The 16,030-nt window shown below is 48.7% G+C and carries 13 protein-coding genes; 9 read left to right on the top strand and 4 right to left on the bottom strand.

The annotated features are described in order from the left end of the window. Positions 1–15: 15 nt before the first annotated feature. A complete protein-coding gene (locus tag H6G00_RS10595; RefSeq protein WP_190796702.1) occupies positions 16–369 on the top strand; it encodes a hypothetical protein in 354 nt (117 codons plus the stop codon). Between the two features lie 259 nt (positions 370–628). Then, a complete protein-coding gene (locus tag H6G00_RS10600; RefSeq protein WP_190796703.1) occupies positions 629–877 on the top strand; it encodes a hypothetical protein in 249 nt (82 codons plus the stop codon). A 208-nt stretch (positions 878–1,085) separates the two neighbouring features. On the opposite strand, the gene H6G00_RS10605 is transcribed toward H6G00_RS10600, so the two are convergent. After that, entirely contained in the window at positions 1,086–1,700 is a 615-nt protein-coding gene (locus H6G00_RS10605) for a Uma2 family endonuclease (protein WP_190642156.1), read from the bottom strand. A gap of 36 nt (positions 1,701–1,736) precedes the next feature. Then, complete coding sequence (locus tag H6G00_RS10610) at positions 1,737–2,357, bottom strand: YdeI/OmpD-associated family protein (RefSeq protein WP_242042220.1); 621 nt, start codon at positions 2,355–2,357, stop codon at positions 1,737–1,739. Between the two features lie 908 nt (positions 2,358–3,265). Between H6G00_RS10610 and H6G00_RS10615 the strand changes: the two genes are divergently transcribed. The 5 genes from H6G00_RS10615 to H6G00_RS10635 all read left to right on the top strand — a co-directional run bounded on the left by H6G00_RS10615 (position 3,266) and on the right by H6G00_RS10635 (position 11,848). Further along, entirely contained in the window at positions 3,266–4,543 is a 1,278-nt protein-coding gene (locus H6G00_RS10615; protein WP_199318425.1) for a response regulator, read from the top strand. A gap of 53 nt (positions 4,544–4,596) precedes the next feature. Continuing rightward, the gene (locus tag H6G00_RS10620; RefSeq protein WP_190642155.1) at positions 4,597–4,962 is read left to right on the top strand and encodes a response regulator; all 366 of its coding nucleotides are present in this window, start codon (positions 4,597–4,599) and stop codon (positions 4,960–4,962) included. A gap of 58 nt (positions 4,963–5,020) precedes the next feature. Beyond that, a complete protein-coding gene (locus H6G00_RS10625; protein WP_190796704.1) occupies positions 5,021–5,605 on the top strand; it encodes a chemotaxis protein CheW in 585 nt (194 codons plus the stop codon). Between the two features lie 53 nt (positions 5,606–5,658). Further along, positions 5,659–8,172, top strand: coding sequence for a methyl-accepting chemotaxis protein (locus tag H6G00_RS34670; protein ID WP_199318426.1), 2,514 nt, complete (start codon positions 5,659–5,661; stop codon positions 8,170–8,172). A 70-nt stretch (positions 8,173–8,242) separates the two neighbouring features. Continuing rightward, the gene (locus H6G00_RS10635) at positions 8,243–11,848 is read left to right on the top strand and encodes a hybrid sensor histidine kinase/response regulator (protein ID WP_190796705.1); all 3,606 of its coding nucleotides are present in this window, start codon (positions 8,243–8,245) and stop codon (positions 11,846–11,848) included. 40 nt (positions 11,849–11,888) lie between these two features. Here H6G00_RS10635 and H6G00_RS10640 read toward each other — a convergent pair whose 3' ends face one another. Then, positions 11,889–12,767: a DMT family transporter gene (locus H6G00_RS10640; RefSeq protein ID WP_190642151.1), complete on the bottom strand. Its 879-nt coding sequence runs from the start codon at positions 12,765–12,767 to the stop codon at positions 11,889–11,891. Then, complete coding sequence (locus tag H6G00_RS10645; protein WP_190796706.1) at positions 12,764–13,285, bottom strand: MarR family transcriptional regulator; 522 nt, start codon at positions 13,283–13,285, stop codon at positions 12,764–12,766. Before H6G00_RS10645 ends, H6G00_RS10640 begins: the two co-directional genes overlap by 4 nt. Positions 13,286–13,416: 131 nt before the next feature. Between H6G00_RS10645 and H6G00_RS10650 the strand changes: the two genes are divergently transcribed. Further along, complete coding sequence (locus tag H6G00_RS10650; RefSeq protein WP_190796707.1) at positions 13,417–14,409, top strand: ligase-associated DNA damage response exonuclease; 993 nt, start codon at positions 13,417–13,419, stop codon at positions 14,407–14,409. Beyond that, positions 14,409–16,025 (top strand): ATP-dependent DNA ligase, encoded by a 1,617-nt coding sequence (locus tag H6G00_RS10655; protein WP_190796708.1) that lies wholly within the window; start codon positions 14,409–14,411, stop codon positions 16,023–16,025. Before H6G00_RS10650 ends, H6G00_RS10655 begins: the two co-directional genes overlap by 1 nt. Positions 16,026–16,030: the final 5 nt, after the last annotated feature.

Consider the following 16,030-nt stretch of genomic DNA (forward strand, 5'->3'; position numbering starts at 1 on the left):
TAGTTGTCGATGAACGTGACTGTACTAACGGCTTGGCGGGGTGTAACCATTGCCCTATCTAACTTTGGAGAAACTCACTCTTATTTTACTCCGCCTAGAGTGATGAAAGAGGGCTACAACGAAAGGTTGCAGGACGTGAAAGAAAAGCTAGCTGCCCATAACCAGGCGCGATCGCTGGTGGATAAAACTCAAAATGACTTGCTCGAAGCAGAGCGGGCATTAAACGATTACTCTGAACACATGCTGTTGAATGTTGCCTCTCGATATGGCAAAAATAGCAATGAGTATGAAATGGCAGGCGGAACGCGCAAATCAGATCGTCGGCGATCGCGTACTGCTGTCAGCAAAACTATTGCCCCAACATCTTGACGAGGAGACATCATCCCAGATATGCTCTCACGTTAAGGTTGTTTTTCTTACACAAGACAGCCGCCACGACCCAAAAATCTAGCGTCGCTCATCGCTGCTGGTAACAGCTTTGAGCGACTAACCCCCAAACTGGTAGAAGCAGTCTGGCGGCTAACGGTGAATTTTAACACTCCTTAGCCACCCCGACTTGTCGTGTCAAAAAAGTGCGGGGTGGCTAGGTTTTTGGGGTTTCCTCAAAAACCCTAAGGAGTCACAAATCATGTCTCACTGTTTTTTAGAATCTCCCAGCGCATCACCCGTTGAGAGAGAAGTTGCCGCTCTCCAAAGTCCCGATCGTGAACGATTACGAATTTTAGTGATCGGCTCTCGCGATGGTGTAATTAAAACGATTCACGACCTATATCGACGCGGTTTCGCCGAAGTAAGTGCCTGGAGTCCGCTTTTACCTGCGCCCAGTTCTGGTGAAGTGATGAGTATCTTGACTCGCGATCGCAGACGAGAAGGATAAGGATAAAAGGGAAGGGGCGATCGCTCTTGAGGAGAGGGGGCGATCGCGCTCTATTCAAAGAAGTGACCTAGTTGCCTAACAAAACTCTAAAAACTATTGATATACAGTAGGTTGGGTGAAGCAAAGCGGAACCCAACAGAATCTACGCAAGTGTTGGGTTTCACGTTGTTCCACCCAACCTACATCCTTTAGGGCACCGGGGAATTTGTTATCCTGTCGCAAAAATCTGATCGACAGTTAGTTTTAAACTGGGAAAGGTGGGTGAGTTTAGGCGATCGCCTGCTCGAAATTGTTGCAACTCGTATTCTCCATCTACCCATTGGCAAACTGTGATTGTTGGCTGTTTGGGATTGCCAATAAAACGTCGTCCACCCAATGCGACGTGATCTACAATCCAATATTCCTGGATGCCTAATGCTTCATATTCCCCAAGCTTCATGAAGTAATCATCTCGCCAATTAGTTGAAACGACTTCCACAATAATTTTGACCGATTTGCCCAACGTGATGATAGAACCGCTTTCCCACTGAGGTTCATCTATTAGTGCAGATTCATCCAAAACAATGACATCGGGTTCATATCCAGAATTACCATCTACCGAACGGACAATGCATTCTCTGGGAATGAAGTAGGGTAAGTTTGCCTGACGAATCGCAGCGCCCAACTCATAAGCTAAATTGCCAGATACATTTGAATGCTTGCCTGTTGGTTTTGGCATCTCTACAATAGCCCCACGGCGTAACTCATAGCGGCATTCAGAAGTTTCGGGTAGCCACTCGAAAAATTCATCAAATGTGATTGGCTGCTGTAATGCTTGGAGCATAAACTCACCTCATTTCCTTTGCTGAATTCTTCTTAATTACCTTTGCCATTGATTCGCTCGCAGATTTTGAGCTGCTAATTGAGCTGTCTCGTTTATGCGTTTAGTCCGCGTTTCGGGTCTCTTAGCCGCAGCAACCCATTCTAAAATGCCCCGTTTAACCGAGCGTGGGAATGCTTCAAAATTCTGTTTTGCCTCGGCGTAGCTAGCCAAGGCTGTTTCTAAATCAGGCGGAATTTCTAGCGCCTCGATCGCATCCAGGGCATTCCAGGAACCATCTTGCTTAGCAGCTTCAACTTTTGCCAGTCCCGCAGGCATCATCATATTCTGTGCAATTAATCGCTCGACTCGTTCTTTGTTTAGTTTTGACCAGCCAGTACCAGGTTTTCGGGGGGCAAACCAGAGAAGCGATCGCTCCTCATCCAGCTTGTTGCCTTTGCTGTCAATCCAGCCAAAACACAGCGCCTCCTCTACCGCTTCTTCATAGTCAAATCGCGGCTTTCCCGTTGCTTTTTTGTAGCTGATGAGCCAAACCCCTTTGTCGCGTGTGTGATGTTGTTCTAACCAAGCACGCCATTCTGACCGTGTTTTGGGATGGGTCGAGTTTGTTGGCACTTCAGTCATGACGGTATAGTCGGCGACTTGCTTCTTGCTGCTCATTTTAACGAGAATGGAGATTGCACCGTGCAACACCCCTATAAAATCTGCACTTGAGCCACGAGTGCATTAAATAGCAATTTCAGGGTTTCTCTAAACGTCTGCTGCTATTTAGATTCTCTTTAATTTAAGCTGTTTCTTTGTTTATTTTTTGCTTGGTTTCAACTCGTTTGACATCTAAAATGTCCGTCTAAAGCAAGAAATCTATCCAGTGTATAGAAACACAATTAACGTTCTGGCGCATCAGTTTTCTAGTCCAAAAAAGTCCAGATAAGTAGATATAAGTTGAGTTGCAAGGCGATAGAATTGTGAGAAGTCATCCCCTAAAGGATTAGGCTCGTAAACGCTTTGGGATTATTAAAACTATCAGTTTCGGAGTAGATTATCAAAATAATTTGAGTTGGATTTATACGCACATTTAACGCACAAGAATTTAGTGAATTAATGCACCAGCTCATACTATGAATCGATGCAATAACATTTTTGAAGATTCTATTAACTCTGCTTTTACACCTTGCAAAACCCTAATTAGGTATAAGATTATATAATGCACATACGATGAACACATTTGGGTGTAACACAAGCAACACAGGCAAGAGGTATTTAGGTTTCAACTTGTCTTTCACGAAGTTCTACCAAATCGTTTGTTTCCAAGCTATCATCTTCAAACGAAGTCAGACTGTAACCGTTGCACTACCAGTTGCAAAATTAGCAATTTTCTGTAGCAGAAATCACAATTCATCTACCTCCACAAACAGGGCTAGCAATTTACCGGGTTAAAGGATTGATCGCCGCTTTTTGGATGTGATTTCAGATTCTTGTCTGCACTTAGCAGGTCAAGCTTTTTTGTCAGCCGTGGCTTTTCTGAAATAAACAAATCTTCCCTCCCGTCTAAGCGGAGGTTTAGTGCTTTGAGACATACGATTTGGTTTCTCAAGAATTTGCAGCAGCTTCACTTCAGCGGTCAACTGGTACATGTAGTGCCAGCAGGTCAGCAGTGGACTTTTTATCTGTCTCAAGGCTCTATTGTGTATGCCATGGGCGGCACTCATCCGGTCAGGCGATGGCGCAGAAATTTGGCGATTCACTGTTCCTGGATTGGCGATCGCGATATGGCACCCGATGCAGAATTCGATCGCAGTAGTGCTGATCTGACGATTGGCTGGGAATATGCGCTGTTAAAGCTTTGGGTGACTCAACAAAAAATCACCCGTGAGCACGCTGCACGGGTGATTCGGGACATTGTGATCGAGGTGCTGTTTGATGTGACTCAGGCAGTAGATTTGACCGACCAGGTTAATCAAGACCGTTCTTTGTCCACGTTTGCACACCTGGGTTTGGTTGATGTGGGAGGGGCGATCGCCCAGGTTGAAAGGCTCCAGCGCACCTGGCAAGACGCGAAGCTCGGCGACTATTCGCCCAACAAAGCACCCGTGATCAAACAACAGGAACAGTTGCGGAAACTCAGTTCAGCCCGCTTTTACGAAAATTTAGTCGAACTCCTGGACGGACAGCAAACCCTGCGCGACCTGTCAGTCAAGATGCAGCGAGATGTGGCGGCGATCGCAACCTCGCTGCTGCCCTTCGTCCGAATGGGTTGGGTTGGGTTCATCAGCATCGCTGACCTGCCTACCCCTGTTTTGCAGAAACAGCCTCCCAAAGCACTAGCTCCAGCAATTCCTAAAAAACCTGTAGAAGAACCAGTAGCAAATCCACTAATCGCCTGCATTGACGACAGCTTCTGGGTTTGCAACATGATGGAAAAAATTATTGCATCTGCTGGTTATCAATTTGTGGGAGTTAACGATCCCTTGAGAGCCATTAGCATTTTGCTCTCTCGCAAGCCTGACCTGATTTTTCTAGATCTGGTCATGCCAACGGCGAATGGCTACGAAATCTGCGAAAAGTTGCGCAAAATTTCCTGTTTTCGAGACACCCCGATTGTGATCTTGACTGGGAATGACGGATTTGTGAGCCGTCTCCGCTCTAGCTCCGCTGGAGCGACTGACTTCCTCACTAAACCCCTAGAAGCTGAAGCAGTGCTGGGTGCAGTTCGTAAGCACTTAAATCAGGGTATAGCCAGTAACCATGCACCCACCGACCGGGACGCATCCAGGGAAAATCCAGTCAGTGGATCTGCATCTGGTGACCCCAATACAGCCCGCTTTTCTGTGGCTACCGACCACTGACACTAGACCACTGACACTAACAGTTCTGTGACTTATTTTTTGAGGTGAATGTGATGGGTACGGCGCTAGTTGTGGATGACTCGCTAACAGATATGCAGATTTTGATTCACTGTTTGCAGCAAGGTGGGGTAAATGTCTTAGTTGCTCAAAGTGGAGAAGAAGCCTTAGCAACAATTACCAAACAAAAACCTGATGTTGTGGTTTTAGATGTTGTGCTGCCAGGACGCAGCGGCTTTGAGGTCTGTCGAGAATTAAAAGAAAGAGCCGACACCAGCGATATTCCTGTGATTATTTGCTCGACCAAAGGCAGTGCGATGGATAAGTTTTGGGGCATGAAGCAGGGAGCCGCCGCCTACCTATCCAAACCTATTGATCAAGAAGAGTTTTTACGCACAGTCAAGCAACTGATCAAACCCTAATCGCAACTTACAGCAGTTTCCACTTTGAACGAATTCTGGACAAACCCTGGACAAATTAATGTCTAACTCTCTGTCAGTTTCAGATTCTGGGTTACCGTCTGCTCATTTGCAGCTTGCATCATCTGCGCCAGCGCAAGATATTGTTTCTGCTCCTCCCAGCGCAAGTGAGCAGTTCTTGCGGCTATATCTTTTCCCGAATGCCACCGTTCTTTTGCCGATTCAGCAATTATCGGAAGTGCTGACCTTGCCAACAGAACGAGTTACCCCCATTCCGCATATGCCGGACTGGGTGATGGGAGTTTACAACTGGCGAGGTGAGATCTTATGGACGGTGGACTTGGGGCACCTGTGTGGCTTTATGCCCTGGTACCAACAAGCAACTAATGTTTCAGCCTTTCCTACTGTAATCCTTCAGGTTCGTAACCACAAAGCAGGCTCTGCTCGAAACCAAATGCTAGGTCTAGTCGTTAATCGAGTCGAAGACATTGAGTGGTGCGACCCAGAAATGATTCAGCCCCTACCTCGCACAGCCGTCTCGCCGCAGCTAGCGCCTTTTTTGCGAGGCTACTGGTGGAAGTCAGGTGGCGATATGTTGGCGGTTTTGGATGGGGAAGCCATCATTCGGGCGATGCCTCAGTCTTAGCAACAGGACTCAGTTCCTAATTCCCAAGCTCTCTTGATGACAAGGTTGATACCATGACTCCGACTCCTTCTCAGCCCAGTTGGCAGAATGCTACCCAAGTCCATACTCCGGTGCTTGAGGAAACTCAGGTTGAGCAGGGGGCAACTCCTGACTTTAAAGGCGATCAGGTTCCGTCCCAACCCTCACCACTGGAAAGGAAGCGTCGGATTTCGCTGCGTCTGCTCCTGGTTGTGCCTGTTGTGCTGCAAATCTTCGGTGCGGTGGGGTTAGTGGGCTATCTCTCCTATCGAAATGGACAGCAAGCAGTGAATGACCTGGCTGGACAGCTTGAGAATGAGGTCAGCAGCCGGATTGAGCAGAACCTCTTGGATTATGTGGAAACGCCGCATTTGATTAACCAGGTGAATGCGGACGCGATTCGAGCAGGTTGGTTGAATGTACAAGATCCGGCAGCTGTGGGGCGGCATTTTTCGAAGCAGATTCAACTGTTTGACTCGATTGGCTATATTCAGTTCGGCTCAGAACAACGGGAATTTGTCGGTCTTGAGCGATTGGCAGATGGAAGTTTGCGGCTAGATTTGAGCAACGAATCTACTGGGTTTAACTACCGCACTTATGCGACGGATGCTCAGGGCAATTCGGCAAATTTGTTAAATGAAAGCGGCAGTCACGACCCACGGGTGCGCCCCTGGTATACCGCTTCGGTGGAGGCAGGTGAGCCAACCTGGAGTGAAATTTATTCTTATTTTGCGTCGCCCAAGCTGGTGATTACTGCGGTACAGCCCTACTACGGGGCGAACGGTCAACTGGTGGGCGTGCTGGGAAATGACCTGACGCTTTCTTCGCTGAATCAGTTTTTGCAGGAAATTGAAGTGGGTAAGTCTGGGCTGGCGTTTATTGTGGAGCGCTCTGGAGACATTGTGGCTTCTTCAACCGAGGAAGAGCCATTTCGGGTGAGCAATGAGGGTGAGGAAGTTCTGCGGCTTCCAGCGGTGGAGAGTGAGGTGCCACTGATTCGCGCTAGTGCGACTTATTTAAATGAGACATTTGGTGAGCTAGCTAAGGTTGAGGCAGAGACGCAAAGTAGCTTTGAGGTGAATGGCGATCGCCACTTCCTCCAGGTCACGCCCTTTAAAGATGAACGCGGACTGGACTGGCTGATTGTAGTTGTTCTGCCCCAGTCCGACTTTACCGCTCAAATTGATGCCAATACCCGTACTACGGTACTGCTTTCTCTGGCTGCGCTGGGGGTGGCGATCGCCGTTAGTCTTGCTACCTCGCGGTGGATTACGGGACCGATTGAGGAACTAAACCAGGCATCAAGGGCGATCTCGCAAGGAGATCTAGACCAGGTTGTGCAGGTAAAAGGCGTGGATGAACTGAGCAAGTTAGCTCACTCCTTCAACCAAATGACAGCGCAACTGCGAAACTCCTTCAGCACGCTAGAAGAAACTAATCAAGCCCTAGAAGAAACCAACCAAGCCCTGGAAGCACGGGTTGTCCAACGCACCGTCGAACTGCAGCAAGCCAAAGAAACTGCTGACCAAGCCAAAGAACTCTCCGAACAAACCAAAGAAGAGCTACAGCAACGCGCCTTGCAACTGTTGCAAGAAGTAGACCCGATTCGACACGGTGACCTGACCGTTCGTGCTCGCGTCACCGCTGACGAGATTGGTACTGTTGCTGACTCTTACAACGCGACGGTAGAAAGCTTGCAGAAGATTGTGGCACAGGTGCAAGCCGCTGCCACTCAAGTAGACCAGGCAACACGCGACAACGAAGCCTCGGTGCAAAATCTCTCGGAGGAAGCATTGCGGCAATCCGCTGAAATTACCACGGCTCTGAGTCGGATTGAAGAAATGTCCGAAGTGGTGCAAGCCGTCGCCATCAGTGCCGAACAAGCAGAAGCCGCAGCCCAACAAGCTGCTCAAACGGTGGATGAAGGCGATGCAGCAATGAACCGCACCGTCGCTGGAATTCAAGCGATTCGAGCCACCGTTGCTGAAACTGCCAAGAAGGTAAAGCACCTGGGGGAGTCGTCGCAACGTATCTCAGCAGTGGTGGAGTTGATTAGCAGCTTTGCCGCTCAGACAAACATGCTCGCGCTCAATGCTTCAATTGAAGCCTCTCGTGCCGGAGAAGAAGGACGCGGCTTTGCCGTCGTTGCCGCAGAAGTGCGAGTGCTCGCCAGACAATCAGCAGAAGCAACCGAAGAAATCAGGAAGCTGGTCGCGAGCATTCAAGCAGAGACGAATGAAGTGGTCGCGACGATGGAGTCGGGCACCGAGCAGGTTGTCAGTGGAACCCGACTAGTGGATGAAACGCGACAGAGCTTGAACAAGATTACGGCTGCCACGGCTCAAATTAGTCGCCAGGTGAAAGCAATTGCACAAGCGGCAACGATGCAAACGGAAGCATCTAAAACGGTGACGCAAACAATGCAAGGGGTGGTGCTGATTGCCAACCGTACTTCAGAGGAAGCGGCTCAGGTGGCTGCTTCGTTTGAGCAACTGCGGCAGGTGGCTCAGGATCTCCAGATTGAAGTGAGTCAGTTCAGAGTTAGCTAATCCTCATTCTGTTGGGTTTCGCTTTGCTTCACCCAACCTACTTTCCAATCCCCAATTCTCACCCTGCATCATGGCAATCAACCCTGATATTCGCGACCAAGCCTATCAATTTTTTATTCAAGAGGCTCCTGAGCTGTTGCAGGTGATTGAATCTGGGTTGCTGACGTTGCAGCAGGAGCGCAATACAACCATAGTTCATAATTTAATGCGGGCCGCCCACTCGATCAAGGGAGGTGCTGCTAGCGTGGGCTTGGAAGCGATCGCCACCCTGGCTCACCGTCTAGAAAACATCTTTAAAGCATTCTACAGCGACAGCCTAATCGTTGATGCTGAGCTAGAAGACCAGTTGCTCCAGGCTTACGATTGCCTACGATTGCCCCTGATGTTGCGGATTACGATGGGTTCCTTTGATGCTGAGCAAGCCCTGGCGATCGCCGAACCCGTTTTCAGTCAAATTGAGGAACGCTTTGGCGATGCCCTCACCCAAACGGAAAACTACATTCCTAGTTCTTCTGATTTGGGGGTTGATATGATTTCCTCAATTTTGGAAATCGATGTGGCGCAAGGATTAGAGCGGCTTGCCGCAGTTGTCGCCAATCCCCAAAACTATGAAGTCGCAGGTGAATTGCGCGCTCAGGTAGAAGTTTTTGCGGGTTTCGCTGAGTTGATGAATCTGTCGGAATTTGAGGCGATCGCTGAAACAGTAAAAACAGCTTTAAATGCTAACCCTGACCGAGTGCTAGAAATCACCAAACTAGCAATGGCTGACTTTGAACGCAGTAGACAAGCCGTGTTGGCTGGCGGAGTAAATCAGTTGGAGTTGGGTCAAGGCGCTCCCTCTGAAGCTTTGATAGCGCTGACGGTGCCTGCTGCGCCAGTTGCGTCATCCGTCTCCACCACTGAATCTCTCACCATTGATGCGGCAATCCCCTTACTCCAAGATATTTTTGGCGATGGAGTTAGCCCGTTTGATCTGCCTATTCAGTCACAAGATACAAATCAGGAGGCTATTGGCGATCGCTTAGATATTACTCAAACCGATGATCAGCTTGATTTAGAGATAGATCCAATAGCAGTCTACGAAACAATTTGCGAAGTCGATCTGTTAATGGGTGAAGCGGAACTGGTAACCCGCAGTATCCCCAACCCCATGAACCTTGAGGAACCGTTGAATGTTGAGTGGGTTGCTTATTTATCAGAGTCAGCAAAAACGCTGGCTTCTTCTGACGTACTCACGCCGACGGAAACCGCATCTGAAGAGGCTTCAACCGAGAGTTTTGTCAATACTTCTATCCTGCCAGAGCTACAGAATGTTGATCTACTCCGGAGTGATATCTCTGATAATGTACCTGAAAATATAGAGTCTGCTATTCAATCGATTGAACAGATCTTCGATCGCTTTCCCCAGATGCAGTCCTCTGAGCAATCTTTGCCAGATCCAACTTCTAATTCCTCAACGAATGCACTGCAAGTTCCTTCACCAGTAGATCTCCCTGGAGCAATTCAACCGAGTCAAATTCAGCCCCATCAAAGTAGCGCGATCGCTCCCAATAAATCTGCTGATCGGCGAACGGCGATCGCCACCAACCTCAGCAAAAGACCCCACCCCCCTATTCAGCAAGGGGAAGCAGTGATCACGCCAAATCTCACCGTTCGAGTTGGCTCAGAACGACTTGAACGAATGAACAACTTGGTCGGTGAACTGGCAATCAACCGAGATGGTCTTTCCCTACAAAATGAGCAGCTTCAGACCTCTCTCAAGGAATTGCTAAGCCGCTTTGCTCGATTTCGAGACACCGTGAGTCATCTGCGAGAATTGTCTGACCAAATGTTGGTGGAGCCAGAGCGCCGCAGCTCTCGCTGGGAATCGTTGTCAGCCAGCCAAACCAATACAGAACCAACAGAAAAGTTTCCAACTCGTGCGTTTAACCCTGTTCCGGCTACGTCTGTCACTTCTGCCCTGGCAGAGTTTGACCCGCTAGAGATGGATAGCTATGGGGCTTTACATACTCAAATCCAGGAAATTTTAGAAGATATCGCACAGCTTGAAGAAACCGTAGACGACGTTTCTTTATTTGCTGGACACTCTAACCAAATTTTGGATCAACAGCGAAGCATGTTGACTCAGCTTCGAGATGAGTTGATCTGGGCCAGGATGTTTCCGCTGGGCGAGGTGATCAATCGCTTTCCTCGGATGATTCGTGACTTGTCCACAACCTATCACAAACCCGTCGCACTGAAGCTGTCGGGAGCAGGAGTGCTAGTGGATAAAGCGATTCTAGAGAGACTGTTTGATCCGTTGCTGCATTTACTCCGAAATGCATTTGACCACGGAATTGAGCCTGTCAACGTAAGACAGCAGCGAGGCAAACCAGAGCAAGGACAAATTGAGATACGGGCTTATCACAAAGGCAATCAAACAATTATTCAGGTCAGGGACGATGGTCAGGGGCTAGATTTAAATCGGATTCGGAGTCGAGCGATCGCCCTGGGTTGGATAGACGCAGAACAGGCTGCAACCCTAGACCCTGCTCAACTGTACGAACTCATCTTTGAACCAGGATTTTCCACTGCCCGCCAGGTGACAGAGCTATCGGGGCGAGGCATAGGGTTAGATGTGGTGCGATCGCAACTGCGATTGATCAAAGGAACTGTCACTGTTACCTCTACGCCTGGACGAGGCACCATTTTCACTCTATATCTACCCCTTACCTTAACTATTGCCAAACTGGTGATTTGTCTGATCGGCTCCACTGCAGTGGCGTTACCCGCTGACAGCATCGAAGAAATTCTGAATCCGCAACCGGGACAAGTGCGACGGTCAGGCACTCAGCGCTACCTGAATTGGCGAGAACAAATTATTCCCACTTACCGTTTAGCAGACTTACTCAGCTACAGTTGCCCGTTGCCCGAAAATCCGCCCAGCAAGGCTTTGTCCACTATTTCATTGCCCAAAGATTGGTCGCTGCCGATGCTGGTGTTGCGCCAAGAGCAGCAAATCTTTGCATTGGAAGTCGATCGCCTGGTGACAGAGCAAGAACTCGTGATTAAACCCTTTGGGTTGGCGATCGCCCCTCCCAGCTATGCTTACGGTTGCACCATTTTAGGGGACGGTAGCCTGATTCCTGTGATCGACGGGGCGGCGCTCCTGGCGCTGAGCTTCAATCAACCCACAACCGCAACGCTGATCACAGAAGAATATGAGCCAATGCCTGCTGTACAGCCGCAGGCATTATTTCCTGCCAAAAAACCGCCCGTGATTAAAGCGGCTCAAAGCCCAACGGTTTTGATCATTGACGACTCTGTAACGCTGCGGCGAACAGCGGCAATCTCTTTAGAAAGGGCAGGCTTTCGGGTAACGCAGGCAAGAGATGGACGAGAGGCGATCGCCCAGTTGCAACATGCCACGGTGCAAATCATTGTGTGTGATATTGAGATGCCCAACATGAATGGCTTTGAGTTCCTGAGTCAGCGCCGCAAAGACGCAAAGTTGGTGGCTATTCCCATCGTCATGCTTACCTCTCGGAGCAATGAAAAACATCGCTGGCTTGCCAACCAACTGGGAGCTAGCGCCTATTTCACAAAGCCCTATCTAGAACAGGAATTTATTACCACTCTGAAAAATATGCTGGATGTGCCGGGTAAGGCGCTAGCTGCGATCGCCCAATCCACTTAATACTTCTGGGCTTAAACTCGATTGGCATTGCTCATGTCGATTACACTGTCTGAAGCTTGTTGGCAAAATAGGACGATGCAATAATCAATCCGGCTCCTACCCACTGAATTAAACTGGGTCGTTCACCGAGGATCAAAATCGCACTGGTTACACCAAAGACCGGAATGAGCGCGACGTAAAAAGCAGCGTGGCTGACTGGCAGATTTTGCAAGGCAGTTAAATAGAGCAAGAACGCCAAAGCATACTGCATAACGCCTGACCCGACTGCAAGCAGCCAAAAGGGAAGTGAAATATGGGCGGCATTCACTTCATAGTTTGAATTTAGAACTGACAAAGCACTAAAACATAGCACCGTTACCATTAAACCGACAAACTGCTGGGAAGCAGTAAGCTGTAATGGATCTGAGTTAGCAATCTGTTGCTTGCTCAAAATCACATAAAATACCGCAAAGAGAGTGCCAAGCAGCACGAGCAAATCGCCGCTAAATGAGGCATAGTTTGTGCCTTCATCCCTCAACAGCAGCAGGCATACGCCTACAAAGCTAATCCCAGCTAGCAAAAATTTTATCCGAGTGAGTTTCTCACCTAGGAAGACTGCGGCAAACAAAACTGTCAGAATCACTTCAGAAGAGCCAATTAATGTTGCTTTGCTGGCAGTGGTCATTTCTACGCCAAAGGTTCCGACCATGTAAGCAAGAGCCGGTTCAAAAATTCCTGCAAAACCTTGTTTAAGGTTGCTCCAGGAAAACGGCAGTTGGCGATTTTGGCAATAGCAGGCGATCGCCAGAAAGCTGACACTGGACAGCAGTTGAATAATCAGCAGCGTGGTGGGCCTAATTTCTGAGAGAGCAATTTTAGTGAGCGTTAGCCCTACTCCCCAGCAAAAGGCGTAGCTCAGAGCAATAACGATTGGGTTCATGGATTTACCATCTGACAATATTTCTGTTCAACGGGGCAGCGATCGCCCGGACACACTTCTTCCTCACACAGACGACAAATCGCAAAGGCGCGCAACTCGCTCGTCGTCATTGCGGAGAGCATCTTTTCCAAAAGCTGAGTTAACTGTGCGGATTCATCAGCCGTAAGCGAATTAACCGCAGCTTGCAACGGTTTTCGCCGCTCAGCCAGAATTGTTTTGCGCCTTTCATGTCCTGTATCTGTGAGAAATAAGGCAAGCGTTCGACCATCTGCACCAGCCCTGCGCTCAACTAGCCCCTGCGTCTCTAGTCGATCGATCAAACGAACCGTTCCAGGATGAGAAAGGTCTAGAATTTGCCGCAGCGCATTGATTGAAAGTCCAGGTTCTACACCTAAAGTGACCAGTGCAGCAGGCGTTTCGCCGCCATGTCCGGCATTTTCCTCAACTGCAGCACTCAAGCCATCAACAATGCTCAACGCCATAGCACCCAAAAGGTTCAGGGTTCGCTCTTGATCCATAGGTGGAATCTCTTAAGTATGTATGCATCATGCATATTTAAGAGCTGAATGTAAAGGAGAAGTTTTGGCTCATGTCTAGGAGGTAAACGCTAAGCTAAAACTGTTCGTCTTAGTAAAGAGTCATTGGCTCCATGTCACTGATTACTGTGCGTCAGGAAGGGTTGTACTGTGAGCAGGGAGGGTTTTATATTGACCCCTGGCGATCGGTAGATTGTGCCCTGATTACGCACGCTCACTCTGACCACGCCCGCTCTGGCGCAAATCAATACATTGCTACTCACATCTCCGAAGGGATTTTGAGGAAACGTCTGGGCGATGAGATCAATCTTCAGGGAGTTGAATATGGTGAAAAACTAAAGTTAGGGAATACCTGGGTTTCCTTTCACTCTGCCGGTCATGTGCTTGGCTCAGCTCAAATTAGAGTGGAATGTGGCGATCAGGTTTGGGTGGTGTCAGGAGACTACAAGCGATGTGCAGACCCGACTTGTGCCCCGTTTGAAGTTATTCCCTGTGATGTGTTTATCACCGAAGCAACCTTTGGTTTACCCATTTATGAGTGGGATACGGGAGAGGAAACCTGCCGCCAGATTTACCAGTGGTGGCAGAGTGATTTAGAACGACCTTCTCTACTGTTCTGCTACTCTTTTGGGAAAGCGCAACGGATATTGGGTGAGTTGTGCAAATTCAGCGATCGCCCCGTATATGTGCATGGTGCAGTTCACGTCTTGACCGAAATCTACAGACAGGTCGGCGTGAAAATGCTAGAAACTATTTCCACTACTGAGATGCCTCGCAGCCACAAATACACTGGCGATCTGGTGTTGGCTCCTCCTTCCGCGCACCGTTCCAGCTGGATGAAACGCTTTGTGCAGCCCCAAACCGCTTTTGCATCAGGCTGGATGGCGGTTCGAGGTGCCCGACGCAGACGGGGTTACGAACGGGGATTTGTGCTGTCTGACCACGCGGACTGGTCCGGTTTAGTTAATACGATTTTGCAAACGGGTGCTAAAACGGTGTACGTGACTCATGGGCAGTCCGAAGTTCTTTCCCGTTACTTACATGAAACCTATGACTTAAATGCTCAGCCCTTAAAGACTTTGTTTGAAGGGGAAGGAGATATCTAATGAAACGGTTTTCTCAACTGTTTCAGCAGGTTGACGCAACCACCTCGACGAATGAAAAAGTAAGAGCGTTGCGGCAATATTTCTATGATGAAATTCCTGAGAATGCGGTTTGGGCAATCTATCTGTTTTTGGGCAAAACTCGCAAGCGGCTGATTACCTCCCGAGTGTTGAGGGATGTCTTTCTGCAAATATCTGATATTCCAGAGTGGTTGTTTGAAGATTGCTACGCCCATGTAGGAGATTCAGCCGAAACGATCGCCCTATTGCTGCGCCACAGCCCCCTGGAGTCTCAGGAGAAAGTGGATCGCCCCTTACACGAGTGGATGGAAAAGGTAATTCCCCAGGTTAAAACGGTTCAATCTGAGGGGGAATTGCGGGATTTAGTGGTGTCCTGGTGGGCTTCCCTGGAAGACACAGAAATTTTTGTCTTAAACAAAGTTTTGACGGGTGCATTTCGGGTTGGCGTGTCCGAGAAGCTATTAGTGAAGGCATTATCAGCAGAGTACAACTTACCCGAATCGGTTTTGGCCCATCGGCTGATGGGTGACTTTGAGCCGTCGATAAACTTCTATCGTCAACTGATTCAAACAGACAATGAGGAACTTGCCCCCAGTCAGCCTTACCCTTTCTTCCTAGCTTCTCCATTGGATGAAGATCGTTTTCAGGAAGAAGAACCCGCTAGATGGCAAGCCGAGTGGAAGTGGGATGGCATTCGCGCCCAGATTATTAAACGAGCGGATGAGGTATTTATCTGGTCACGCGGAGAAGATCTAATTACTCAGCAGTTTCCAGAATTGGTGGAGGGGTTTCAGCTACTTCCCAATGGGCATGTAGTGGATGGGGAAATTTTGTGCTGGGAGGGCGACCGTCCCATGAATTTCAATGCTCTGCAAAAGCGACTGGGACGAAAATCAGTCACCAAAAAGCTGCTGGCAGAAAACCCAGTTCACTTTATTGCTTATGATTTGCTGGAACATAACAGTCAGGATATTCGAGAAAAACCTTTGCTCGAACGGCGAAACCTTCTGGCTGAGCTGTTAACTTCCCTTTCTACTAGTCTGACAACCGTTTCCACTTCACTAAGCTTTTCGTCTTTTGCGGATTTGCAGGAGTTAAGGGAGCGATCGCGCCAGCAAGGGGCAGAAGGGCTAGTGATCAAAGCCAAAGACAGTCCCTACCTAGTTGGGCGCAAGCGCGGCTACTGGTGGAAATACAAAGTCAATCCAATGTCGTTAGATGCAGTCCTGATTTATGCTCAGGCAGGCACGGGCAAACGAGCAAACCTGTTTACGGACTACACCTTTGCCCTCTGGCACAACGGAGAACTCGTTTCCTTTGCCAAAGCTTACTCAGGGTTAGACAATGACGAGATTAATGAGCTAGACAAATGGATTCGCAGACATACCATTGAAAAGTTTGGTCCGGTTCGCTCGGTTGAGCCGATCCAGGTCTTCGAGATTGGATTTGAAGGAATCACCGAGTCAAAGCGTCATAAATCGGGTATTTCGGTTAGATTTCCGCGAATTCTGCGCTGGCGTAAAGATAAGCCCGTTGAAGAAATAGACACGCTCCAGACTGCCTTTGAACTGCTCAAAACGATAGAGCAATCTAATTAATTGGG

Origin of the sequence: Leptolyngbya sp. FACHB-541 (assembly GCF_014695875.1) — a bacterium.
Classification (GTDB): Bacteria; Cyanobacteriota; Cyanobacteriia; order Elainellales; family Elainellaceae; genus JAAUTN01.